The following is a 23,138-nucleotide window of genomic DNA, read 5'->3' as shown; positions in this document are numbered from 1 at the left end:
GCCAGGCGCACGCCGGGCTGCTCGCCCGTGGTGGCGGGCGAGGGTGCCGGGGTGGCCGCTGCGGTCACGGATCGTCCTCGGATTCGAAGCCGACACTCACTCCGGCGACCGGCAGGTGGCCGGGTCGAGCGTCGGCGAGACGGTGTCGGAGGGCAGGGCGTCGGGTGTGGTGGTCGGCGAGGCCGACGTGGTCGGACGGCCGCTGGCGGCCGGGCTCGCGCTGGCCGACGGCGGCGGGGTCGCCGGGCCGGCGGTCGGCGTCGGTGTCGTGGTGACGGCCACCGCGCTCGGGCTGGGCGGGCAGATCGGCTTCAGGTTCGGGTTCGTCGGGCTGTCGCTGGTCAGCTCGGCCAGCCGGCGCTCGGCGTCCGGCTCGCTCTTGGCCGGGATGCCCTGCTTCACCTGCTCCTGGGCGGCCAGGGTCAGGTCGTCCAGGTCGGCGGGGCTGGTGGAGTGCACGGTGGAGAGGTCCATCCCGGCGATTTCGCCCTGGATGCCCCGGAACACCGCGACCTGGCCCTCCTCCGTCGCCCCGACGTAGTACTGCCGCTGGGTGTAGCTCCAGCCGCCGAAGACGGCCCCGCCGAGCAGCACCAGCAGCGCCAGCGTCGTCGCGGCGGCGCGCACGGGCCGGCGCTTCGGGCGTTCCGGCTCGTCGTCGTCGCCGGCCGCGGGCTCCTCGGGGGCGGGGGGGCGGGGGGCGGAGAGCGCCGACGCGCGGGCGGCCGGGGTGGAGACGTCGGCGGAGGTCGCCATGCCCCGGTCCCGGGCCGCGGCGCCGCCGACGATCGGGCTCGCCTCGACGATGTCCTGGTCGGTGGCGTCCGCGATGATCACCGTGATGTTGTCCGGCCCGCCGCCGCGCAGGGCGAGTTGCACCAACCGCTCCACGCACTGCTGGGGGTCGGTGTACTCGCGCATGGTCTCGGCGATCGTGTCGGCGCTGACCACGCCCGAGAGCCCGTCGCTGCAGATCAGGTAGCGGTCGCCCGGCAGCACCTGGCGGACGCTGTATTCCGGGTCGATGTCGCGGCCGTCCAGCGCGCGGGTGAGCAGCGACCGCTGCGGGTGGCTGCTCGCCTCCTCGGCGCTGATCCGGCCCTCGTCGACGAGCATCTGGACGTACGTGTCGTCCTTGGTGATCTGCGCGAACTCGCCGTTGCGCAGGAGGTAGGCCCGCGAGTCGCCGATGTGGACCATGCCCAGCTTGCTGCCGGAGAAGAGGGTGGCGGTGAGCGTGGTGCCCATCCCCTCCAGCTGGGGGTTGGCGTCCACGGTGTCGCGGAGCTGCTGGTTGGCGGTGCCCACGGCCGAACGCAGCGCGTCGACGAGGGCGTCACCCGGGACGTCCTCGTCGAGCGGCGCCATGGCACCGATGACGATGTTGCTGGCGACGTCACCGGCGGCCATGCCGCCCATGCCGTCGGCGACGGCGAGTAGCCGCGGTCCGGCGTAGACGGAATCCTGGTTACCGTCTCGGATCAGACCGCGGTCGCTGTGGGCCGCATAGCGCAGGGTCAGAGTCATGGCCGTAATTCGAGAGAAGTGCGGCCGATCCGGATCGGCACGCCGAGGGGGACGGGGGTTGGTCCGGTGACCTTAGCGCGATCCAGGTAGGTGCCGTTAGTCGAGCCGAGATCCTCGACGAACCACTGCCCGTCGCGTGGCACCAGCCGGGCGTGCCGCGCCGAGGCGTAGTCGTCGGTGATGACGAGGGTGGAATCCTCGGCCCGGCCGATGGTGATCTGCGCTTCACCAAGGGTGATCCGCGTGCCCGCCAGTTGACCGGCGGTGACCACGAGCTGGTGCGCCGCCCTGCCCCGCTTCGCCTTCGCCGGTTTCGCCGCCTGCCCGAGCGAGGCCCCGACCGCCCGCGGGGCGGCCACCAGGCGGCCCGACCGGGCCCCCGCGAACAGGTCCCGGCGGATCACGCCGACCACCGTGAACACGAAGATCCACAGCAGGATGAGGAACCCGAACCGGGCGACGGTGATGACGAGTTCCGGCAAGGCGGGTCAGCCGTCCACGCGGAAGGTCAGCGTCGTGGTGCCGAGCTGGATCATGTCGCCGGGGTTGAGCGCGACGGCGGAGACCCGCTGGCCGTTGACCATCGTGCCGTTGGTCGACCCCAGGTCGGTCAGCACGACCTGGCCGCCGTCGAAGTCCAGCCGGGCGTGTCGCCGCGAGATGCCGACGTCGGGCAGGCGCAGGTTGGCCTGGTCGCCGCGGCCGATCACGGTCGAGCCCATCTGGAGGGGATAGGTGCGCCCGTCGCCAGAGACCAGCCGCACGTTGCGGCTGCCGCCGTGGCCGGGCGGGGGGCCGTAGCCGCCGCCCTGGTCGTACGCCGGGTAGGCGGGCGGGCCGGCGTCGTAGCCGGGCGCGGAGACCGGGGCGACCTCGCCGCCGGTGTAGACCTCGGCGGTGACCCGGAACATGCCCGTGTCCAGCCCCTCGCCGCGTTCGATCTCGACGATCACGTCGCCGTAGACCGTCCAGGCCTGCTCGCCGATGAACTCCGCCTGCGACTGGGCCAGCTCCTGGGCCAGCGCGGCAGCGTACGGCGCCAGCCGACTGTGGTCGTAGGGCGAGAGATCGATCACGTAGCGGTTGGGCACCAACGTGCGCCCACCGGCCAGGATCGCCTTGTGCGCCTCGGCCTCCCGCTGCATGGCGTTGAGGATCTCCACGGGGTGGACCACCCCTTTGAAGACCTTGGCGAAGGCTCCCTCGACCAGGCCTTCCAGACGCTTCTCGAAGCGTTGCAGCACGCTCACCGGCTCCTCCTCGGGTCCCGAGGACATGATGGTATCCGGCCGGAGCGTCCGCAGCTCACACGCCGCTCGGCCGGCTGGCGGCGGCCCGTTCGGTGGGGCCGTTGTCGTCGTGCTAGTCTTTCGTCCGCCGAGAACGGTACCGCCTCGACGGACGGTAACCGATCGACGCAACGATCACGGACTCCGTAGGATGTCCGGGGCCCGCTGGAGACAGCAGGACCGGCACAGACTACAGTGTTCGAGGTCAGGCCACGGGGAAGTGGCGGAATGGCAGACGCGCACGGTTCAGGTCCGTGTGCCCGAAAGGGCGTGGGGGTTCAACTCCCCCCTTCCCCACCAATACGCGAGGGCTCCGCAGCGATGCGGGGCCCTCGCGGCGTATCGGGGCCGTGCCGTACGTCACGCTATGCTCCGATGGATTCTGCCTCCGAGGACCAGGAGTGGCGTGTGAGTGTCGCATTCGTGACCGGGTCGGGCGGGCTGATCGGCTCCGAGGCGGTCCGGCACTTCGCCGGCCTCGGTCTCGACGTCGTCGGCATCGACAACGACATGCGGCAGGAGTTCTTCGGCGAGGAGGCTTCGACCGCCTGGAACGTGCGGCGCCTGACCGACGAGCTGGGGAGCGCGTACTCGCACCACAGCATCGACATCCGGGACCGGGCCGCGCTGGGCAAGCTCTTCAAGCGGTACGCGGGCGCCGTCGCCGTGGTGATCCACACCGCCGCCCAGCCGTCGCACGACTGGGCCGTGCGCGACCCGTTCACCGACTTCGACGTCAATGCCGCCGGCACGCTCAACGTCCTGCAGAACGTGCGCGAGCACTGCATCGAGGCGCCGGTGATCCACTGCTCCACCAACAAGGTCTACGGCGACCGGCCGAACAGCCTGCCCCTGGTCGAGCTGGAGACCCGGTGGGAGATCGAGCCGGGCCACCCGTACGAGCAGGGCATCCGCGAGGACATGTCCATCGACGGCTGCCTGCACTCGATCTTCGGCGCCTCGAAGGTCGCGGCCGACGTCATGGTGCAGGAGTACGGCCGCTACTTCGACATGCGGACGGCCTGCTTCCGGGGCGGGACGCTGACCGGGCCGGCGCACTCGGCCACCGAGCTGCACGGCTTCCTCGGGTACGTGATGCGCGCCAACATGGAGCGCCGGACGTACAAGATCTTCGGCTACCAGGGCAAGCAGGTGCGGGACGCGATCCACAGCTCGGACGTGGTCTCCGCGTTCGAGGCGTTCTTCCGCAACCCGCGTTCCGCGGCGGTCTACAACCTCGGCGGCGGCCGGCACTCCAACACCTCCAACCGGGAGGCGTTCATGCTGGCCGAGCAGATCACCGGCCAGGAGATGGTCACCGAGTACGTCGAGGCCAACCGGATCGGCGACCACAAGTGGTGGATCGGCTCGAACGAGGCGTTCCAGGCCGACTACCCGGAATGGAAGCAGGTCTACGACGTTCCCATGATCATGCGCGAGATCTACGAGGCCAACGTGGACAAGTGGGTGCCGGCAGCATGACCGCCAGGGGCAAGCGGAACGTCCTCGGCGTCCTGGTCGACGCCACCGACTACGCCGCGGCGACCGAGCAGGTGGTGGCGGCCGCGCAGGAGCGCCGCCCGCTGGCGCTGACGGCGCTGGCCGTGCACGGGGTGATGACCGGGGTGCTGGACCCGGCGCACAACGCCCGGCTGAACTCCTTCGACGTGGTCACCCCCGACGGCCAGCCGGTGCGCTGGGCGCTCAACGTGCTGCACGGCGCGGGGCTCACCGACCGGGTCTACGGGCCCACGCTGACCCTGCACGTGCTCTCCCGGTTCGCCGACGAGGGCCTCCCGGTCTACCTCTACGGCTCGACGGAGGAGACCCTGGCGAAGCTGATCCCGGCGCTCGAGCGGATGTTCCCGGCACTCAAGATCGCCGGCGTGGAGCCGTCCAAGTTCCGGGCGGTGCAGCCGGGCGAGGACGTCGAGATCGCCGACCGGATCAGGGCCAGCGGGGCCCGGCTCGTCCTGGTCGGGCTGGGCTGCCCGCGCCAGGAGGTCTTCGCGTACGCCATGCGGCCGCTGCTGGACATGCCGCTGATGGCGGTCGGGGCGGCCTTCGACTACCACGCCGGCCTGCTGCGCCAGCCGCCGCCGTGGATGCAGCGGGCCGGCCTGGAGTGGTTCTGGCGCCTCGGCCTGGAGCCGAAGCGGCTGTGGCGCCGGTACGTGATCCTCAACCCGGCCTACCTGGCCCGGCTCGCCGGGCAGAAGACCGGCCTGTGGAAGGCGGTGCCGCCGCCCCCGGCCGCCGATCGGCCGTCCACCTTCGCCGTCTGACCGGAACCGGCAGGCGTAGAAAGGGCCCCTTCCCGTCGCACAAGACGATGAGAAGGGGCCTTTCCTTGCACCTACAGCTAGAGGGTCAGGGTCCAGGTGTTGATGTAGCCGCTGTCGCCGTAGTAGACGTCCCGCACCCGCAGCTGCCAGGTGCCGTTCGCCGCCTCGCTCGACAGGTTCGCCGTGTAGGTGGTGTTGATGTTGTCCGCGCCGTCCCAGATGTTGCTGTTCTTCAGCCGGTAGGACGAACCGTCCGGAGCGACCAGGTCGACGACGAGGTCACCGCGGTAGGTGTGCGCGATGTTCACCGCGACGGTCGAGGCCGACGAGGCGTTGCGGGCGCACCCGGAGATCGGGATCGAGCTGCTCACCGTGACACCGGTGTCCGGGATCGCGACGTCGGTGCCGTTGGTGCCGGAGCAGCCGCCGCCGGTGCCGGTCACGGTCAGCGAGTAGGTGGCGCTCTTGCTGCCGGAGGCCGCCGTGCCCGTCACCGTCACGGTGTAGGTGCCGGGTGCCGTGCTCGCCGAGGTGCTGATGGTGAGCGTCGAGGAACCGCCCGAGGTGACGGTGGCCGGGCTGAACGAGGCGGTCGCCCCGGACGGCAGCCCGCTCGCGGAGAGGCTCACCGACTGGGCCGAGCCGTTGGTGGTGGCGGTGGCCACCGTCGCGGTCACCGAGCCGCCCGGCGCGGTCGAGCCGGAGGTCGGCGAGACCGAGACGGAGAAGTCGTTGGTCGGCGGCGGGGTGTCGTCGTTGACGACGTAGAGCAGCTTGTTCGGCGAGCCGGTGCCCGGGTTGCCCACCACGTTGTTGGTGGCGTTGTTCACCAGGTAGTCGCGGACCTGCTGCGGCGTCCAGGACGGGTTGGCGCTGGCCACCAGGGCCGCCGCGCCGACAACGTGCGGCGTCGCCATCGAGGTGCCGCTGATCGTGTTGGTGGCGGAGTCGCCGGTGTGCCACGCCGAGGTGATCGACGAGCCGGGCGCGAAGATGTCCAGGCAGGTGCCGATGTTGGAGAACGAGGACCGGGCGTCCGTGTTGGTCGTCGAGCCGACGGTGATGCCCTCGGCGGTCCGGGCGGGCGAGGTGTTGCAGGCGTTCCCGCCCGAGTCGTTGCCGGCCGCCAGGCCGTAGCTCACGCCCGAGTTGATGGAGTTCCGCACGGCGGTGTCGAGCGTGCTGTTCGCGCCGCCGCCGAGGCTCATGTTGGCCACGGCCGGCTTGACCGCGTTCTGGGTCACCCAGTCGACACCGGCGATGACGCCGGCGTTCGTACCGCTGCCCTGGCAGTTGAGCACGCGGACGCCGACCAGCTGGACGCCCTTCGCCACCCCGTACGCCGAGCCGCCGACGGTGCCGGCGACGTGCGTGCCGTGTCCGTTGCAGTCGTCGGCCGAGCCCCCGTCGACGGCGTCGTAGCCGGAGGTGGCCCGGCCGCCGAAGTCGCTGTGGCTGAACCGGATGCCGGTGTCGATGATGTAGGCGTGCACGTTGCTCGCCGTGTTCGGGTACGTGTAGGAGTTGTCCAGCGGCAGTGCCCGCTGGTCGATCCGGTCCAGGCCCCAGGACGGTGGGTTGGTCTGGGTGCCGGCGATCGACACGGTGTGGTTCTGCTCGACGTACGCCACGGCGGGGTCCGCGGCGATCCGGGCGGCGGCCCCGGCACCGACCCGGACCTCGAAGCCGCGCAGCGCGGCGCCGTAGGTGCGGGCCACCGTGCCGCCGTGCCGGCCGACCAGCCGTTGCGCGGTGTCACCGACGGTGGTACGGGCGACCGCGGTGTCCTTGAAGACGACGATGTAGCTGTCGGCCACGGCGGTGGCGCCGCCCGCGGCCCGGATCGTGCCGACGGGCTCGGCGGCCATGGCGGGCGTGGCGGTGGCCACCATGGCCATGGTGGCCACCCCGACGAGTAGGGACCTACGTGGAAGACCCATCTTCTACCTCCCTCCGACCGGCACCCGATCATCGACGTCCGTGGCGATAATCGATGAGTGCCGATCGAGCTGAGGGTAGAGCGGCGTCATCGGGATACAAACATGTCGAGTTCCCTATAACACCGGGAGGATGCCCCCTACGGGACGCCGTTACGGGAGGAACGGGGGCCGGCCCCGGATTCGCGTGCGTCGGGAACGGGCAATGCTCTCCGTCATGGAGAGTCACCTCACCGTGCTGGCGCCGCTGGCCGCCGTCTGGCTCGCCGCCGGCTGGCTGGCGGACGGGATGCCCCGGCTGGACCACGCCCGCGCCTTGCGCCGGCGTACCGGATGGGTGCTCGCCCTGACCCTGACCGGACTGGGCCTGACGGCCGCCGTGCTGGTTGCCGGGCTCTCCAGCGCCGGCGCGACCCCGGCGGACCGGGCCGCCGCCGGCCTCACCCTCGCCGCCGCGCCCGTGCTCGTCGTCGCGGCCTGCACCGTGCGCCGGGTGCGCCGGCTGCGGGCGGGCGCGGGGGCGTTCGCCGCGGCGCCCGGGACCCCGGCCCCGCACGGCTTGCGGGCCGCCGCGGCGCACCCGCTGGTCGGGCTCCCGTTGCAGGTCACGGGCCTGGCGATCCTGCCCGCGGTGGCGGCGGCGAGCGCCCCGGAACCGCTGTTCGGGCCAGGGGTCACCGGGCCGGCGATCACCGTCGGGGTGCTGGCGGTCGCCGCCATCGGCGTACGCCACGCGCTGCGGCACAGCCGCCTCGCCGAGCGGGCCGCGCCGCCCCGGCCGGCGTCACCGCGAGCGGCCGGAGCCCTGCACGTATAGCAGTTCCAGGATCGCCCGGGTCGCCTCGAACCAGCGGTCGAGCCACCCGGGCGGCGGGACGCTGCCCTTCGGCGGCAGCTCCATCAGCAACCCGCGGAGCAGCGGGTGGTCGGCAAGCGACTCGGTCGGCTCCATCGACCAGCCGCCCGGCGGGAACGACGGCTCGGTCAACGGGTTCGGATCCAGCGACGGCAGCGAGAGCGGCCCCGCCTGATCCGGCGCTGCCGTCGTGGCCTCCCGGCCACCGACCTCCGTGTCGGTCGACACCACCTCGGTCAGGACGGTGTCCCGGCGCGCCCCGCGGTACTTGCCCCCGAAGCGCTCCGGCTTGCCCGGTCCGTTGGTGAGGTTGTCTGACCCGATCGTCGTCATCCGTCTCGCCTACCTCGTTGGGTTGCCGATTCGTGCGGCGGGTTGTCGACCAGCGCCGTATCGAGGGGTACAACGACACGGGCCCGATGTGGCGACGGGATGTCCGGGCTTCTTCACGGCCAGACCGGACGCGGGCACGGCGATGCCCCCGCCCGGCTGCCCGCCGGACGGGGAACACCGCGTCACCTCCCGGTCGCGTCAGTCCCGGCCGAAGCCGCCGCCCCTGGCGCCGGCGACGAAGGCGTGCCAGTCGCCCGGGGCGAAGACCAGGGCCGGACCCGTCTTGTCCTTCGAGTCCCGCACGCCGACCGCCCCGGTCACGTACGCCACCTCCACGCAGTTGTCACAGTTCGGCCCGCTCTTCGAGCTCTTGAACCACGTTGCCTGCGTCAGGTCCACGGGGAACCCCTTGGTCGCCATTTCCACAACGGCTCCTCTGCCAGTTTCGCGATGTGTGCGATGGACTCCTCCGGACGAATGGCCGCCGCTCGGACGTGATCGAAGATGAAGCTGTACTTCTGCAGTTCGTCGCTCTTCTCCAGGAAGAGCCCACCCGTGGCGTTCTCCGCGTACACGACATCCGGATCACCGGGCTCGGGGAAGCTGAGGATCGTGAAGGTCCCGTCCATGCCGGCGTGCGCCCCCACCTCGAACGGCAGGATCTGCAGCGTCACGTTCGGCAGTTCCGCCACCTCGACCAGCCGGTTGAGCTGGTCACGCATGACCGCGTCCCCACCCACCGGACGGCTCACCACCGCCTCATCGAGCACCACCCACAGATCGACCGGATCATCCTGTGTCAGCAACGACTGACGGCCGAGCCGGACACGGACACGTTGTGCGACCTGGTCAGGGGTGAAGTCCGGCCGCGCGGCGCGGATCATCGCGCTCGCGTACGCCTCGGTCTCCAGCAGGCCGGGCACCACCTGCTGCTCGTACGCGCGGATCGAGCTGGCCGCGGCCTCCAGGCCGACGTACGCGCCGACCAGCACCGTGCTGTACGGGTGCCACCAGCCCTTCTGCCGCGCCTCCCGGGCGATCTGCACCAACTCGTCGCTCTCGGCGCCCACCACCCCGTAGATCCGGAGCATGTCCCGCACGTCGCGCGGCGTCGCCGTGGTGTGGCCGGTCTCGATCCGCGAGATCTTCGACGCCGAGCACTCAAGCTGCTCGGCGACGACCTCGATGGTGATCCCGGCCGCCTCCCGCTGCCGCCGCAGTTCCGCGCCGAGGCGGCGGCGCCGGATGGTCGGGCTGCGCCGCTCGCTCACGGCCTCACCACCCCGTCCGCTGGTCGGAACCACCGGCTGTCGGCCCTCACCGCCCCACCTCCGCGTCGCGCGCGCCGCTGCCGTCGCCCGCCGGGGGCGCGACCGTCGAACGGCGGGCGTCGTTCGCGGCGAGGGGGGTGGTGCCGGTCATCGGCCGGCCGCGACGGGCGAAACCGGACCCCAGTGTGCCGCCGATACGTGAACGGCTTCAAGCGTCGCTTGCGCGAGCCGCTCGCGTATCGGCAAAAGTCGACGTGCAACTTGCATGAAGCACGTCGCTGATGCACTCTGTGCGTATGGCACGGGTTACTCACCGTCTCCGTCCGCTCCCCCGCCGTGGTGATCCCACGGGCTCCGGGACGCGCGCCGGTGGGGCCGCCCGGCCTTCGACAACCAGACCTGCCCCGGGTTGATGACCCCGCCGCTGCACGCCAGTTGGCTGTGGCGGCGGGAGCGGTACCCGGAGCAGCCGGGTGATGGTCGGGTAGCGGTTCGCCACCAGCGGATACGGCCCGACCACCACCGCCCGCACCACCGGTCCACGACGGCACGACCCCGTGGCCGGCCACCGAGACGTCCCCCGACCCGCTCCCGCCGGCCCGTCCGCCGGCCGACCCTTCCCAGGAGCCCATGTGCTTCCCCGCTCCGGTGACGTACTGCACGTGACTCGCGCGGCGAGTGTCCAGTTCCTCAGGCCCATCACGTTCCGGGTCATCCGGGTGCTCGACTGGCCGACCTACGACGGCTGGATCTGGCTCGACGGCTACGAGTTGAACGCTTCGGGGGACGCGGTCAACCGGCGGTCGATCTTCGTCCAGCGGGAGGGTCTGCGCCAGTTGCAGGCAGCTCCCGAGCCCCGTACGCACGCCGTGCGGGCACCGCGGCGTCCTGTCGCCCGCACCCCGCTCCGGGTGGGCTGAGCTCCCGCGATCGGCAGCCGGGGGGCGTGCCCCGCCATAGAATGAGGTACGCCCACCCCGGCAGGTTCCACCCCGCGCGTCCAGGACCCCGAACCTGGGATGGCCATGGTCAATCAGTCCGCCGCGCGGCGGCACCACCGCTCCCGCATCGCCTACGCCTTCGGAATCCTGGCGCTGATCGGCGCCGCCACGACACTGGTGGTCGTCGTCCGCGACCCCGCCCTGTCGTCCACCACCCGGCTGACCACCCCGGTCCCCGCACCGGAGATCACCGTGGCCGACGACGACCCGTCGGACGACGACGGGCAGGACGCCGTTGACGCCCCGTACTCCCCGGACGGAGCGGGCACACTCGGCGCCGCCGACCAGCCCGGGACCGCGGTCGGGACCGACGAGCCGGTCGGATCGTCGGGCGACACCGCCGAGGCCGCCCGGCAGTCGCCGAACGACGTCCACCGTTCCCTCTTCTGGTCCGGGGTCTTCGGTCTCGCCATCTCGCTGGCCGGGCTCGGCCTGGTCGGAACCAGACGCCGGATGTGGTGACCCGGCCCGCCACCGCTCGTTCGTGCGCCACCCGGCGCGGTGACGGTCCCGCGCGGCCCGGTCAGCGGCGGATCACCTGGTGGCGGTCGGCACGGCCGTCGTCGGCGTGGGTTCGCCTCCGGACGGCGAGGGCGCGCCACGGGACACCACCAGGGTGACCTCCTCCCCGTCGGGGACGAGTTCCCCGGCCTCCGGGTCGGTGCGGATCACGGTGCCCTCGGGGCGGTCGGACTCCCGGTACTCCACCCGGTGACCCAGCCCGAGGTCGTCCAGGATCGCCTGCGCCGTCGCCAGCGGCAGGTTCACCACCGGCGGCATCGGCACCTGCGCCGCCGCCGAGGTGGTCGGCGGCGCGGAGGGCGAGGGGGTGGTCGGGACGGCCGAGGTCGGCGCGGGGGTCGTCGGCGACGCGCGGGTGACCGACGGGGAGGGCGACAGGCCCGGAACGGCCGGACCGCCGTCGTCCGCGGACTGGAGGGCCAGCCACAGCCCGACCCCGAGCAGGCCGAGCAGCAGCAGCACGACCACCCCCCACAGGATCGGCAGCCACCAGCGCCGGCCGCCGGGCTCCTCGGCGTACCACTCGGCGGCCTCGCGGGGATCCGCCGGCCGGGGCGGCGGCACCTCCGCGCGCCCGGACCAGGCCGCCGGGCCGGACCGCTCGGGCGGCATGGCGACCGTACGGTCCAGCGGGGCGGCGCGGTCGACGGGCATCGACCGGGTGGCGTCGCCCCCGGCGGGCGGAGGCCCCTCCGGGCCGGGCAGCCGCTGGGTGCGGTCGGCCGGCTCCGGCCCGCCGGACGGGGGCAGCGGGCGGGTCCCGTCGTCGTGTTCCCCGGCGGGCGGTTCCTGGCGGTCGTCGCTCATGCCGGCACTCCGCTCCGCTGCGTGCCGACACGAGACACCACCGCACTGTGCCGATGACTCGCTCGCTGACGCTCGCTCATGCCGGCACTCCGCTCCGCTGCGTGCCGACACGAGACACCACCGCACTGTGCCGATGACTCGCTCGCTGACGCTCGCTCATCGCGCGTCCCTTCCCGGCCCGGGGCGGGTGTCGTGGCCCCTGACCGCCAACCTAGCGGTCCGGACGGCCATCGGCCGGGATCAGCGTGCCGGACGCTCCGTCACGGCGTCGGGGTGGCGGAGCCCGAGCCCGCCGGCGCCGCACCGCACCAGATCCACACCTGGTCGTTCCACCTGCCCGTGCTGTCGCCGGGCGGGTTCTGGCGGGTGACGGTGCCGGTCCGGCCCGAACCGTACTGCGGGTAGAAGCCCTCGTCGACGAGGTCGTCCCCCGCCTCGTCGCAGTCGTCGCCCACCACGTCCGGCACCGTCGCGGCCGGGGCCGGACCGCTCACGTAGAGCGTCACGGTGCGCCCCGGCCGCACCTGCGTCCCGACCGCCGGGGAGGCGCGCTCCACCGTCCGCCCCGCGCCGCCCAGGAAGACCAGTCGCCAGCCCAACCGCCGCTCACGCAACTCGTCGCGGGCGTCGGCGAAGTCCTCCCCGACCACCTCGGGGACCGTCAGGCCGGCGGGGCGGGTCGGCGCGCTCGTCCGCGCCGGCGACGACGTCGACCGCCCCGGCGTCGGGTGGGCGGCGCTCCGGGTGCCGGTGGGCGCAGCGTCCGCCGCCGCGGCCGGCGGGGTGGGCCCGTCGTTCTCGCCGGCTAGGAGCCAGCCACCCGTCGCGCCGACGGCGGCGAGCAGCACGACGGCCAGCCCGCCGCCGAGCAGGGTGGTCGTCCGGCCCGCCCCGCCGTCGTCCCGCGCGCCGGCGCCCTCGCCCGTGTACCCGTCCGTCATGCCGTCCACCGCCTCGATCACCGGCGACCGTACCCGCCCCTGCCAAGCCCGACGCGGTCGCGGTCACCCCCGACGGAACCGTGACGAGTCGCCGCGCCGAGCACGGGACGTTACGCTCCCCAGCATGGCCAGACGGGGCTGGGGAGGATCGATCGCGATCGCGGTCGGCGTCGCTGCCGGCACGAGCGCGGCCCAACTGGGCTTCGGCTACGGGCTGGGCATCATCAACTGGGCACCGGCGGACGCCACCGCCGGCGCGACCGCCTGGGTGGCCGGCCTCGTCTGGGCCACCTGGATCGCGGCCACCTCGACGGTCTTCGGCGCGGTGTGCGCCCAGCGGCTGCGCGACCGCGCCCCGGTGCCCGGCGGCGCCCCCGACGACGCGACGGCGGTCGAGCCCGACGCCGGGCCCGGCGACGGCGTCCTCCGGCACGTCGCGCTCGCCGCGGCCGCCGGGGTGGGCGCGCTGGTCACCGTGCTGCTGGTGGCAGTGCCGGCACGGATGGCCGTGGCAGCGGACACCGGCTCTCCCCGGAACGTCGCCGCCACGTACGCGGCGGTCGGCGTCCTGGTCGGGGTGTCGGCGGCCGTCTGGGCCCTGCGCTCGCGGGCCGCCGCCAACAACGTGATCGCCACCGTGGGCTGGCTCTGGCTGCTCGCCGTGGTCGCCGTGCTCGACGGGGTGCTGGCCGGGCGCGGGCTGACCAGCGCCCAGCTCGGCATCTGGCAGCTCAGCTCCGACGACGGACGGTTCTGGATCCGGGACTACTTCTACTGGCCCGGGGCGCTGCTGTCGCTCGGCTCCGCGCTGGTGATCGGGGCCCTGGCCGCTCGGGGCAGCGCCCGGCACGCCGACCGGCGGGTCGGGGCGGTCGCCTCGGGCGCCGCCGGTCCCCTGTTGGTCGCGATCGCGTACTTCCTGGCGGTGCCGAGGGTGACCGCGATCAGCCCGGAGCAGGTGTCGGCACACCTGACCGCCCCGTACGCGGTGATCGTCGGGGTCGGCGGTTCCGTCCTGGTCGCCGCGCTCGCCCAGCGGGCCGCCCGGCGGGACGCTGGGCGCGGCCCGGTGACGGTGCCGCGACAGCGCACCGGCGAGCCGTCCGTCGTGCCCGGTGACCCGGTGCCGGAGGAGCACGGCCCCCCGGCCCGTGCCGACACCGGTGCCCTTCACCCGACGTCCGACGGGCAGCCCGTCGCGTCCCTGGACCCCGACCCGGAGGATCGCGGGCCCGACGGCCGCCGTCCCCGGGCCGGCCGCCGCACCCGCTGAGGGAGCGCGGGCGGACCTCACTGATGCCGGGCAGCGGCGCCACCACCGGGCCCGCCCGGGTCCCGCCCCGGCGGGGTCGGTCAGTCGACCGGCCAGGTGTGCACGGGCTCGTTGCCCCGTTGCAGCTCGGCGTAGCGCTGCACCATGTGGTGCAGGGCGGCGTCCCGGTCCATGCCCCGGTGCCGTTCGGCCGCCCAGACCGCCTCGGTCTGCCAGACGGCGCCGTTGCGGCCCGACCGGCAGCGCTGCTCGATGATGCCGAGCAGCCGGTCGCGTTCGGCCGACGCCACCCCGAACCGGTCCAGCCCGGCGGCGGCCTTGGGCAGCAGGACGTCCAGGACCAGCTTGGTCACCGGCACCTCGCCGAGGCGGGGCCAGTGCAGGACGGCGTCCATGCCGCGCCGGGCGGCGGCGTGGAAGTTCTCCTCCGCCGAGCTGAAGGTGAGCTGGCTCCAGATCGGCCGTTCCGCCTCGGCCAGCCCCCTGGCCAGGCCGAAGTAGAAGGCGGCGTTGGCCAGCATGTCGACCACGGTCGGGCCGGCCGGCAGCACCCGGTTCTCCACCCGCAGGTGCGGGCGGCCGTTCATGATGTCGTAGACCGGCCGGTTCCACCGGTAGACGGTGCCGTTGTGCAGGCGCAGCTCGCCCAACTCCGGTACGCCGCCGCCGTGCAGCACCTCGACCGGGTCCTCGTCCTCGCAAATCGGCAGCAGCGGCGGGAAGTAGCGGACGTTCTCCTCGAACAGGTCGAAGATCGAGGTGATCCAGCGTTCCCCGAACCAGACCCGAGGGCGTACGCCCTGGGCCTTCAGCTCGTCCGGCCGGGTGTCGGTGGCCTGCTCGAACAGGGCGATCCGGGTCTCCGCCCAGAGTTGCCGGCCGTAGAGGAACGGCGAGTTCGCCCCGACGGCCACCTGCACCCCGGCGATGGCCTGGGAGGCGTTCCAGTAGTCGGCGAAGCTGTCCGGAGCGACCTGGAGGTGGAACTGGAGGCTGGTGCAGGCGGCCTCGGGGGCGATCGAGTCGGTGTGGGTCTGCAACCGCTCGACACCCCGGATGTCGAGTTCGATGTCCTCGCCGCGAGCGCCGACGATCTGGTCGTTGAGCACCCGGTAGCGCTCGTCGGTGGAGAGGTTGTCCACCACCAGGTGCCGCTCGGTGAGGGTGGGCAGGATGCCGACCAGGACGATCTTCGCGTCCGACCGGGTCGCCCGCTCGTCGGCCCGGGTGAGGCTGCTGCGCAGGTCCCGCTCGTAGTCGGCGAAGCCCGACCCCTCGATCAGCCGGGGTGGCGCGTTAAGTTCCAGGTTGAACTGCCCCAGCTCGGTCTGGAAGAGCGGGTCGGCGATGTCGGCGAGGATCTGGTCGTTGCGCATCGCCGGCTCGGCGGACGAGTCGACCAGGTTCAGCTCGATCTCCAGCCCGGTCATGGGGCGGTCGGCGTCGAAGCCGAAGTCGTCCAGCATCAGGGCGAAGACGTCCAGGCACCGCCGGACCTTCTGCCGGTAACGGACCCGGTCCTCCCGGGAGAAGGCGCCCTGCTCGACGTCCCTGCCCATGTTTCCTCCCGGCGCGAGGCGCAGTCGGGACCACGCCGGGCCCGGAATGCGCGTGGTGAACCATCACGGTAAGAGCGCCGACCTCGCCGGGACCAGAGGCGGAACCCGGCTGTCCAGCGGCCGGGACGGCCGCAGCCGGCCGGCCAGCACGCTCCCGGCGGCATCTCTACCCAGCCCGTACGGCCCGCTACTCGGACCGGGCCGCGAATGAGTCGTGACAAATCGCACCGGCCGGGCTCTTGCCCGTGGACACACATCGGGCCCGCGCCGTGGTGCGGCGCGGGCCCGGCTGCGGTACGGCGGATCAGGCCTGGCGGACGGCCTCGCCCTCGATCTCGATCTTGATCTTCTTGCCGACCAGCACGCCGCCGGTCTCCAGGGCGACGTTCCAGGTCAGGCCGAACTCCTCGCGGTCGATCTCGGTCGAGGCGGAGAAGCCGAAGATGTCCTGACCGAACGGGCTGCGGCCGACGCCCTCGAACTCGACCTCCAGGTCGACCGGGCGGGTGACGCCCTTGACCGTCAGCTCGCCCGAGAGGACGAACTCGTTGCCGTCGCGGGACTTGACGCCGGTGCTGCGGTACTCCAGGGTCGGGAACGCCTCGGCGTCCAGGAACTCCGGGCTGCGCAGGTGTGCGTCCCGGTCGGCCTGGTTGGTGTTGATGCTGGCGGCCTGGATGGTCGCGGACACCGAGGACTGCAGCGGGTCGTCGGCGACGGTGATGGTGGCGGAGGCGTCCGCGAACTCACCGCGTACCTTGCTGACCATCATGTGCCGGGCGACGAAGCCCACGCGCTTGTGCGCCGCGTCCAGCGCGTAGGTGCCGGCGCTCGGGATGGTGAGGCCGTCCCAGTCGCGGGTAACCGGTGCGGTGCTGCTGGTCATGGAAACTGCCCTCCGTTGACGTTTGGTTCACTAGCTCAACGACTGCTGCAGCAACTATAGAGCCAGCAATATTCCTTGTGTCAAGTACTGCTAGGATGAACAGGTGAACCAGAACGCGTTCGACGATCCCCGGATCACCGCCGTCGGCCTGCTCTACGAGGCGCACGCCGGGCTGTCGGCCCGGTTCGCCGCCCAGTTCGAGGAGCACGGCCTCTCGCCCGTCGAGTTCGAGGTGCTGACCCGGCTCGCCCGCTCGCCGGGCAACCAACTGCGGATGACCGACCTGGCCGCGCAGACCTCCCTCTCCACGAGCGGGGTCACCCGGGTGGTCGACCGGATGGAGCGTGACGGCCTGCTCACCCGGCGCGCCTGCCCCTCCGACCGGCGCAGCTCGTACGCGGTGGTCACGGCCGCCGGCATGCAGCGGCTCGACGAGACCATGCCCGGGCACCTGCGGATCATCGAGCAGTGGTTCACCGGCCAGCTCGAGCCGGCGGCGCTGGACGCCCTGCTCGACGGCCTGCGCCGGGTACGGGACGCCGTCCACCCGGGCGCCACCGCCGGGAGCAGCGAGTCGACCCCGACCGGGGACGGCGCGACCGCCCCTGCCTGACCGGTCGATCAGGACGCGACCGGGCACCGGCAGAAAGAGCGGCAGAAGTGCCGCGCCCACGGGAGATAGTCGATCAAACCGGACGGGGTCGCGGGCGGGGGTGGGATCCTATGGGGCGGGTGGGCCCCCCCCGGGGGGGGAGGGCGCGGCCGCCGCGGGAGGGGTCGACCTTGGGGCTTCGGCCCCCGCGCCACCCCCGGCCCGCTCCGCGGGGCGCACCCACTCCCGGCCACGGCGCGGCCAGCCGTGGCCGGTCTACGTGGTCGCGGGGCCGCCGCCGCGCCGGCCCGCCGTCAGCGCGTAGAGCAGTTCCTCCTCCTGCGGCAGCAGTCGGATGCCGCTGCGACGGCAGGCCCGGTCGAGGCGGTCCAGCACGGTGGGGTCCGCCGTGCTCGCGGCCAGTCCCACCAACGCCTCCACCACGTCGCGCCGGTGCCGGCCCTCGGCGCCGGCCTCCGCGGCGGCGGCGAACCACTCCGCCGCCAGCTCGCGATCGCCCCGGCGCAGGGCCAGGTTCCCCTCGATCAACGCGCAGATCCCGTCCTCGGGGCGTGTCCCGCGCACCGGCGCCCGGCGCGCGCCCCCGGGCCACCCGGCCTCCCCGAGACGCGGCGACGGCGGCACCGGGGTCGCGGTCGGGCGCAGCTCGGCCAGCACCTCGGCCGCCTCGGTGGGGCGCCCGTCCCGGGCCAGCGCCAGGCCCACGGTGCCGAGCACCCGGCGACGGTGGCCGGGGTCGCCGGGGTCGCCGAGGTCGGCCAGCGCCGCCAGCACCCGCCGGCCCTGGTCGACGGCATCGGCGTACCGGCCCTCCAGGCGGGACACCTCGGCGAGGTCGGCCCGCGCGAGCACCCGCAGCCACTGCTCCCCGCACTGGGCGGCGAGCCGGTCGACCGCGGCCAGCCGGCGGCGGGCTGCCGCGAGGTCGCCGACCCGGATGTCGTGCCAGGCGAGGTTGTTCTGCGCCACCGCCATGTCCCGGACCCGGCCGCCCCGGGCGGCCAGCACGAGCACCGCCTCGGCCTGCTCCCGCGCCTCGTCGTGCCGGCCGACGGCGACCAGCAGCGCACAGAGCACCGTCCGCGCCTCCACCTCCCCGGTGACGTCGCCCGCGTCCCGGAACGCGGCCAGCGCCGCCAGCGCCGCCGGCACCTCCTCGGCCCCGGCGCCGTGCTCGGCGGCGAGCCGGGCCACCCCCAGGGACGCCCAGGCCCGCAGCACCGGGTCGGCGTCGGCGGTACGCGGGTCCGCCAGCAGCCGGCGCAGCCACTGCCGGCCGGGGACGTCCCGCCCCCGGAAGCGCCACCACCGGGACAGCGCCGCCGCCAACCGGAGCGCCGTCAACGGGTCGTCGACGGCGGCGTGCGCCAGGGCGGAGCTGATGTCGCCGCTCACCTCGTCCAGCCGGTGCACCGCGGCCGGCAGATCGGCGCCCGCCAGCTCCGGCGCGGTCCGGGCCACCAGGCGCGCGACGACCCGGGCGTGCCGACGCCGGATCGCGGTCAGCTCGCCGGCGCCGGTGGCCTGCTCGACGGCGAAGTCCCGTACGGCGTCGAGCAGGCGGAACCGGAACGGCCCGGTGCCCCGGACGCTCAGCAGGCCGAGTTCCAGGAACCGGTCCAGCAGCGGGACCGGGTCCACCGCGACCGTGCCGTCCCGGTCGGCGTCGTCGGCGAGCACCTCCTCGGCCAGCTCGACCGACCAGCGGTTGCCGAAGGCGGCGAGCCGGCGCAACGCGGCCCGCTCGGCGGGGGCGAGGAGACGATAGCTGGTGGCCACCGCGTCCCGCAGTGTCTCGGCCACCGCCGCCCGGTGGCCCTCCGGGCGGCTCGGCTCCGCCGTGTCCCAGCCCGGACGCTCGGCCGTCCCCGACGAGGTGGCCAGGTCGAGGACGTGGTCCCCGTACCGGTCGAGCAGCTCGTTGAGGTCGAGGATCCGGCCCCGGGCCGCCATCAGCTCGATGGCCAGCGGCAGGCCGCCGAGGCGGCGTACCAGCGCGGCCAGGGCGGGCAGCTCGGCCGGGCCGGGCGGCTCCCGGCGGACCTGGGCGAGCCGGGCGGTGAACAGCGCCACCGCGGGGTAGTCGGCCAGCGCCGACGGGCCGGCCCGCTCGCTCCCCGGCGGGGGTACGTCGAGCGGGGAGACCGGCCACACCCGCTCCCCGGGCAGGCCGACCGGGTGCCGGCCGGTGACCAGCACCCGCAGCGACGGCACCGCGCCGGCGAGCCGGTGCACCGTCTCGGCGACGGCATCGGGCGCCCGCTCGGCCGCGTCCACGAGCAGCAGCGCCGGCCGGCCGTCGAGTCGGGCGGCCAGTTCGGGCATCCGGCCGACCCCGAAGACGGCCACGGAGGCGGCGAGCACGTCGGCGGCGTCGGAGCCCTCGCCGATGAGCACGCCGGCCGCCCCGCCGGGGTACTGGTCGACGACCGCGTGGGCCACCGACAGGGCGAGCGCGGTCTTGCCGACGCCGGCCAGCCCGACCAGGCTCACCAGCCGGGGACCGCGCCCGTCGGTGAGCAGCCCGACCAGCTCGGCGAGGTCGGTGTCCCGGCCGATCAGCGCGACGGGGAGCGGGAGCGCGACCGGCGTACCGACGTGGTGGTCGGCGTCGAGGCGGGCCGGCGGCGCGCCGGCCAGGGTGACCGGCGGCGCGGCCGGCGCCTGTCCCCGGGCGGCGGCGAGGAACGCCGACCGGGCGGCACCGGTCAGCTCCAGCGCGCCGACGAGCAGCTCGACGGTGGTGCGCTGCGGCCGGGACGACCGGCCCCGCTCCAGGTCACGGACGGTGCGGACACCGACGCCGGCCTGGGCCGCCAGCTCGGCCTGGGTGAGGCCGGCGGCGAGCCGGTGCCCGCGCAACAGCTCCGGCAAACCGGTACGACCGCCCGGATGCCGCGAACGATCATGCACCGGAGTCATGGGCAGGAAGAGTACGGACGGGGTGCGACCGGCGGCAGCCGAGCGTCGCCCTGCCGACGCTGCCGTGCGGATATCCGACAGCGGGCCCGGCCGCGGGCCGGTTGACGGTGGCGCGGCGCCGGGGCCCGCCGTGGCCGGCCGCCGGAAGCGCGGGGGCCGGGACCGGCGGCGGGGGTCGACTGCCCGACGCCGCCGGACCCGGCGACGTCACATGCCCAGGTCGCGCGCGATGATCATGCGCTGCACCTCGGACGTACCCTCGCCGATCTCCAGGATCTTGGAGTCACGCCAGAAGCGCGCCACCGGGTACTCGTTCATGAAGCCGTAGCCGCCGTGGATCTGGGTCGCCTCCCGGGCGTTGTCGACGGCGACGGTGCTGGCGTGCAGCTTGGCGATGGCGGCCTGCCGCTTGAACGGCTCGCCGGCGAGCATCCGGGCGGCGGCGTCGTAGTAGGCCAGCCGGGCCGTGTGCGCCTTCATCTCCATGTCGGCGATCTTGAACTGGATCGCCTGGTAGTTGCCGATCGGCTGGCCGAACGCCTGGCGCTCCTTCGCGTACCTGATCGACTCGTCGACGCAGCCCTGGGCGAGGCCCACGGCCAGGGCGGCGATGGCGATCCGGCCCTCGTCGAGGATGCGCAGGAACTGGGCGAAGCCCCGGCCGCGCTCGCCGAGCAGGTTGGCCGCCGGCACCCGGCAGTCGTCGAAGGTCAGCTCGTGGGTGTCCGAGGCGGTCCAGCCGACCTTGGAGTAGCCCGGCGCGACGCTGAAGCCCGGGGTGCCGGAGGGGACGATGATGGTGGACAGCTCCTTGGCGCCGTCCGGGCGGATGCCGGTGACCGCGGTGACGGTGACCAGGGCCGTGATGTCGGTGCCCGAGTTGGTGATGAACGCCTTCGAGCCGTTGATCACCCACTCGCCCGTGGCCTCGTCGAGCACCGCGCGGGTCTGCGTGCCGCCCGCGTCCGAGCCGAAGCCGGGCTCCGTGAGGCCGAAGCCGGCCAGCGCCTCGCCGCTGAGCAGCTTCGGCAGCCACTGCGCCTTCTGCTCCTCGGTGCCGAAGCGGTAGATCGGCATCGCGCCCAGCGACACCGCCGCCTCCAGGGTGATCGCCACGCTGGAGTCGACCCGGGCCAGCTCCTCCAGGGCGAGGCAGAGCGCGAAGTAGTCGCCGCCCATGCCGCCGTGCTCCTCGCCGAAGGGCAGCCCGAACAGGCCCATCTTGCCCATCTGCCGGATCACCTCGTACGGGAAGGTGTGCTTCTCGTAGTGCTCCGCGATGACCGGGGCCACCACCTCGCGCGCGAATTCCCGCACGCTCTCCCGCAGCGCCTCTTGCTCCTCGGTGAGCCGGAAGTCCATGGATTCCTCCTGTGTGACGGGCCGCCGGGCGCTCGTGACGCCGGGACGGGTCGCTGGTGCGGGTCGGTCCCGCGCCGGCCGGGTGGGGCCGGCGGCGGGATCAGACCGGGGTGACGCCGTGCCGGCGCCGGGAGAAGTGCCGCTCCTTGGTGCGGGCGGCGGCGAACCGGCGGGTCAGCTCGGCGCGCAGCTCGTGCGGCTCGACGATCGCGTCCACCACCAGTTCGCTGGCGAGCCGGACGATGTCGATGTCGCGCTCGTACTCCTCGCGCTTCGCGGCGACGAAGGCGGCCCGCTCGGCCTCGTCGGCGATCGCGGCGATCTTGTTGGCGTAGACCGCGTTGACCGCCGCCTCGGCGCCCATCACCGCGATCTTGGCGGTGGGCAGCGCGATCGTGGCGTCCGGCTCGAAGCCGGGCCCGGCCATCGCGTAGAGGCCGGCGCCGTACGCCTTGCGGACCACCACGCAGATCTTCGGCACGGTGGCCTCGGAGATCGCGGTGATCATCTTGGCGCCGTGCCGGATGATGCCCTGCTTCTCCACCGCGCTGCCGACCATGAACCCGGGCACGTCGGAGAGGAAGAGCAGCGGCACGTTGAACGCGTCGCAGAGCTGCACGAACCGGGTCGCCTTGTCGGCCGAGTCGACGAAGAGCACTCCGCCCTTGAACATGGAGTTGTTGCCGACCACGCCGACGACCTCGCCGTTCAGCCGGCCGAAGCCGATGGTCAGCTCCTTGGCCCAGAGCGCCTGGATCTCGAAGAAGGAGCCGTCGTCGAGCAGACCCTTGACGTACCGCCGCATGTCGAACGCCTGCCGCTCGCTCGCCGGCACCAGCGCGGCGAGGTCGGCCTTCTCCGGTGCGGGCACGGCCTCGGCGGCCGGCGGCGCCTGCGTCCAGTTGGCCGGGAGGTAGGACAGGTAGCGCTTCACCACGTCGAGCGCGTCAGCCTCGGTCTTGCAGAGGAAGTGCCCGACGCCCGACTCGGCGCAGTGCACCTTGGCCCCGCCCATCGCCTCCAGGGTGGTCTTCTCCCCGGTGACCATCTCGACCATCCGGTCGGAGCCGAGGTACATGCTGGCGTTGCCGTCGACCATCGCGACCACGTCGCAGAACGCCGGAATGTACGCCCCGCCGGCCGCGCTCGGCCCGAACAGCGCGCAGACCTGCGGGATCGAGCCGGAGGCGCGGACCTGGTTCCAGAAGATCTTCCCGGCGCCGCGTCGGCCGGGGAACAGCTCGACCTGGTCGGTGATCCGGGCACCGGCCGAGTCGACCAGGTAGACCATCGGCACGCCGGTGGAGTAGGCCCGTTCGATGATCCGGATGATCTTCTCGACGGTCCGGGCGCCCCAGCTGCCGGCCTTGACCGTGGAGTCGTTCGCCATGAGGCAGACCTGGCGGCCGTCGATGGTGGCGGTGCCGGTGACCACGCCGTCGGCCGGCAGGCCCTCGGCCATCGCGTTGGCGTAGAGGCCGTCCTCGACGAAGGAGCCCTCGTCCACCAGGAGGGCGACCCGCTCCCGGGCGAAGAGCTTGCCCTTGGCGGCGTTCGCCGCGTGGTACTTGTCCGCACCGCCGGCCCGGGCCCGCTTGCGCAGCTGCTCCAGAGCCTCACCGTCGAGCGTCACGCCGACCCCCTACCGCCGCCACCGTGGCCCGCCGCCTCGTGGGCAACCGAACCGACCTGAACGATCGTTAGGCTAGCGCATCGGCCCGCCCCCGACACCCCTCAACCCCCACCCCGCCCCC

At 73.5% G+C, this 23,138-nt stretch carries 21 protein-coding genes and 1 tRNA gene; 8 read left to right on the top strand and 14 right to left on the bottom strand.

The features are described from left to right. Positions 1 to 96: 96 nt before the first annotated feature. Genes AB0L34_RS01870 through AB0L34_RS01860 form a run of 3 tightly spaced genes read right to left on the bottom strand, consistent with a single transcriptional unit; the run spans position 97 to position 2,804 of the window. Entirely contained in the window at positions 97 to 1,527 is a 1,431-nt protein-coding gene (locus AB0L34_RS01870; protein ID WP_357450054.1) for a PP2C family serine/threonine-protein phosphatase, read from the bottom strand. Further along, complete coding sequence (locus AB0L34_RS01865) at positions 1,524 to 2,009, bottom strand: FHA domain-containing protein (protein ID WP_111134465.1); 486 nt, start codon at positions 2,007 to 2,009, stop codon at positions 1,524 to 1,526. The genes AB0L34_RS01870 and AB0L34_RS01865 overlap by 4 nt, the downstream gene beginning before the upstream one ends. 6 nt (positions 2,010 to 2,015) lie before the next feature. Continuing rightward, on the bottom strand, positions 2,016 to 2,804 hold the full coding sequence (locus AB0L34_RS01860; RefSeq protein ID WP_091100240.1) for a DUF3662 and FHA domain-containing protein: 789 nt from the start codon (positions 2,802 to 2,804) through the stop codon (positions 2,016 to 2,018). 226 nt (positions 2,805 to 3,030) lie between these two features. Here AB0L34_RS01860 and AB0L34_RS01855 point away from each other — a divergent pair. The 3 genes from AB0L34_RS01855 to AB0L34_RS01845 all read left to right on the top strand — a co-directional run bounded on the left by AB0L34_RS01855 (position 3,031) and on the right by AB0L34_RS01845 (position 5,101). After that, positions 3,031 to 3,116: transfer RNA gene (locus tag AB0L34_RS01855), tRNA-Leu, on the top strand. Between the two features lie 108 nt (positions 3,117 to 3,224). Beyond that, entirely contained in the window at positions 3,225 to 4,298 is a 1,074-nt protein-coding gene (locus AB0L34_RS01850; RefSeq protein WP_357450060.1) for an NAD-dependent epimerase/dehydratase family protein, read from the top strand. After that, positions 4,295 to 5,101 (top strand): WecB/TagA/CpsF family glycosyltransferase, encoded by an 807-nt coding sequence (locus tag AB0L34_RS01845; protein WP_363701052.1) that lies wholly within the window; start codon positions 4,295 to 4,297, stop codon positions 5,099 to 5,101. Before AB0L34_RS01850 ends, AB0L34_RS01845 begins: the two co-directional genes overlap by 4 nt. A gap of 77 nt (positions 5,102 to 5,178) precedes the next feature. Here the strand turns inward: AB0L34_RS01845 and AB0L34_RS01840 are convergent, their stop codons facing one another. Next, positions 5,179 to 7,041, bottom strand: a complete 1,863-nt coding sequence (locus AB0L34_RS01840; protein ID WP_363701050.1) for a S8 family serine peptidase — start codon at positions 7,039 to 7,041, stop codon at positions 5,179 to 5,181. Between the two features lie 214 nt (positions 7,042 to 7,255). On the opposite strand from AB0L34_RS01840, the gene AB0L34_RS01835 reads away from it, so the two are divergent. Further along, positions 7,256 to 7,855, top strand: coding sequence for a hypothetical protein (locus tag AB0L34_RS01835; RefSeq protein WP_363701048.1), 600 nt, complete (start codon positions 7,256 to 7,258; stop codon positions 7,853 to 7,855). Here AB0L34_RS01835 and AB0L34_RS01830 read toward each other — a convergent pair. The 3 genes from AB0L34_RS01830 to AB0L34_RS01820 all read right to left on the bottom strand — a co-directional run bounded on the left by AB0L34_RS01830 (position 7,823) and on the right by AB0L34_RS01820 (position 9,498). Further along, positions 7,823 to 8,227: a hypothetical protein gene (locus AB0L34_RS01830; protein ID WP_363701046.1), complete on the bottom strand. Its 405-nt coding sequence runs from the start codon at positions 8,225 to 8,227 to the stop codon at positions 7,823 to 7,825. The two genes, AB0L34_RS01835 and AB0L34_RS01830, sit on opposite strands and share 33 nt — an antisense overlap. Before the next feature lie 198 nt (positions 8,228 to 8,425). Continuing rightward, positions 8,426 to 8,647: a DUF397 domain-containing protein gene (locus AB0L34_RS01825; RefSeq protein WP_350702335.1), complete on the bottom strand. Its 222-nt coding sequence runs from the start codon at positions 8,645 to 8,647 to the stop codon at positions 8,426 to 8,428. Beyond that, complete coding sequence (locus AB0L34_RS01820; RefSeq protein ID WP_350702337.1) at positions 8,617 to 9,498, bottom strand: helix-turn-helix transcriptional regulator; 882 nt, start codon at positions 9,496 to 9,498, stop codon at positions 8,617 to 8,619. The genes AB0L34_RS01825 and AB0L34_RS01820 overlap by 31 nt, the downstream gene beginning before the upstream one ends. Positions 9,499 to 10,130: 632 nt before the next feature. Here AB0L34_RS01820 and AB0L34_RS01815 point away from each other — a divergent pair. Continuing rightward, entirely contained in the window at positions 10,131 to 10,418 is a 288-nt protein-coding gene (locus tag AB0L34_RS01815; RefSeq protein WP_357450074.1) for a hypothetical protein, read from the top strand. Between the two features lie 99 nt (positions 10,419 to 10,517). Beyond that, positions 10,518 to 10,961 carry a hypothetical protein gene (locus tag AB0L34_RS01810; protein ID WP_363701043.1) on the top strand — a complete coding sequence of 148 codons (444 nt, stop codon included), beginning with the start codon at positions 10,518 to 10,520 and terminating at the stop codon, positions 10,959 to 10,961. 72 nt (positions 10,962 to 11,033) lie between these two features. Here the strand turns inward: AB0L34_RS01810 and AB0L34_RS01805 are convergent, their stop codons facing one another. Both AB0L34_RS01805 and AB0L34_RS01800 read right to left on the bottom strand, forming a co-directional pair. Then, on the bottom strand, positions 11,034 to 11,828 hold the full coding sequence (locus AB0L34_RS01805; protein ID WP_363701041.1) for a PASTA domain-containing protein: 795 nt from the start codon (positions 11,826 to 11,828) through the stop codon (positions 11,034 to 11,036). 260 nt (positions 11,829 to 12,088) lie between these two features. Continuing rightward, a complete protein-coding gene (locus tag AB0L34_RS01800) occupies positions 12,089 to 12,769 on the bottom strand; it encodes a PASTA domain-containing protein (RefSeq protein ID WP_363701039.1) in 681 nt (226 codons plus the stop codon). 124 nt (positions 12,770 to 12,893) lie between these two features. Here AB0L34_RS01800 and AB0L34_RS01795 point away from each other — a divergent pair, with 124 nt between their 5' ends. Further along, the gene (locus AB0L34_RS01795) at positions 12,894 to 14,042 is read left to right on the top strand and encodes a hypothetical protein (protein WP_363701037.1); all 1,149 of its coding nucleotides are present in this window, start codon (positions 12,894 to 12,896) and stop codon (positions 14,040 to 14,042) included. An 80-nt stretch (positions 14,043 to 14,122) separates the two neighbouring features. On the opposite strand, the gene AB0L34_RS01790 is transcribed toward AB0L34_RS01795, so the two are convergent. Next, on the bottom strand, positions 14,123 to 15,601 hold the full coding sequence (locus AB0L34_RS01790) for a glutamate--cysteine ligase (RefSeq protein ID WP_357450089.1): 1,479 nt from the start codon (positions 15,599 to 15,601) through the stop codon (positions 14,123 to 14,125). Between the two features lie 304 nt (positions 15,602 to 15,905). Beyond that, positions 15,906 to 16,487, bottom strand: a complete 582-nt coding sequence (locus AB0L34_RS01785) for a YceI family protein (protein ID WP_357450092.1) — start codon at positions 16,485 to 16,487, stop codon at positions 15,906 to 15,908. 103 nt (positions 16,488 to 16,590) lie between these two features. Between AB0L34_RS01785 and AB0L34_RS01780 the strand changes: the two genes are divergently transcribed. After that, positions 16,591 to 17,100, top strand: coding sequence for a MarR family transcriptional regulator (locus AB0L34_RS01780; RefSeq protein WP_363701035.1), 510 nt, complete (start codon positions 16,591 to 16,593; stop codon positions 17,098 to 17,100). A 255-nt stretch (positions 17,101 to 17,355) separates the two neighbouring features. Here the strand turns inward: AB0L34_RS01780 and AB0L34_RS01775 are convergent, their stop codons facing one another. From AB0L34_RS01775 to AB0L34_RS01765, 3 genes are all read right to left on the bottom strand, one after another. Next, positions 17,356 to 20,022, bottom strand: coding sequence for a helix-turn-helix domain-containing protein (locus AB0L34_RS01775; RefSeq protein WP_363701033.1), 2,667 nt, complete (start codon positions 20,020 to 20,022; stop codon positions 17,356 to 17,358). A 207-nt stretch (positions 20,023 to 20,229) separates the two neighbouring features. Beyond that, a complete protein-coding gene (locus tag AB0L34_RS01770; protein ID WP_357450099.1) occupies positions 20,230 to 21,384 on the bottom strand; it encodes an acyl-CoA dehydrogenase family protein in 1,155 nt (384 codons plus the stop codon). A 100-nt stretch (positions 21,385 to 21,484) separates the two neighbouring features. Then, positions 21,485 to 23,017, bottom strand: a complete 1,533-nt coding sequence (locus AB0L34_RS01765; protein WP_357450102.1) for an acyl-CoA carboxylase subunit beta — start codon at positions 23,015 to 23,017, stop codon at positions 21,485 to 21,487. Positions 23,018 to 23,138: the final 121 nt, after the last annotated feature.

The sequence above is a fragment of the Micromonospora sp. NPDC052213 genome (genome assembly GCF_040679695.1).
In the GTDB taxonomy this organism is placed as follows: domain Bacteria; phylum Actinomycetota; class Actinomycetes; order Mycobacteriales; family Micromonosporaceae; genus Micromonospora.
The sequence above is the reverse complement of the archived record's forward strand: the minus strand, read 5'-3'. Positions and strand labels throughout refer to the sequence as shown.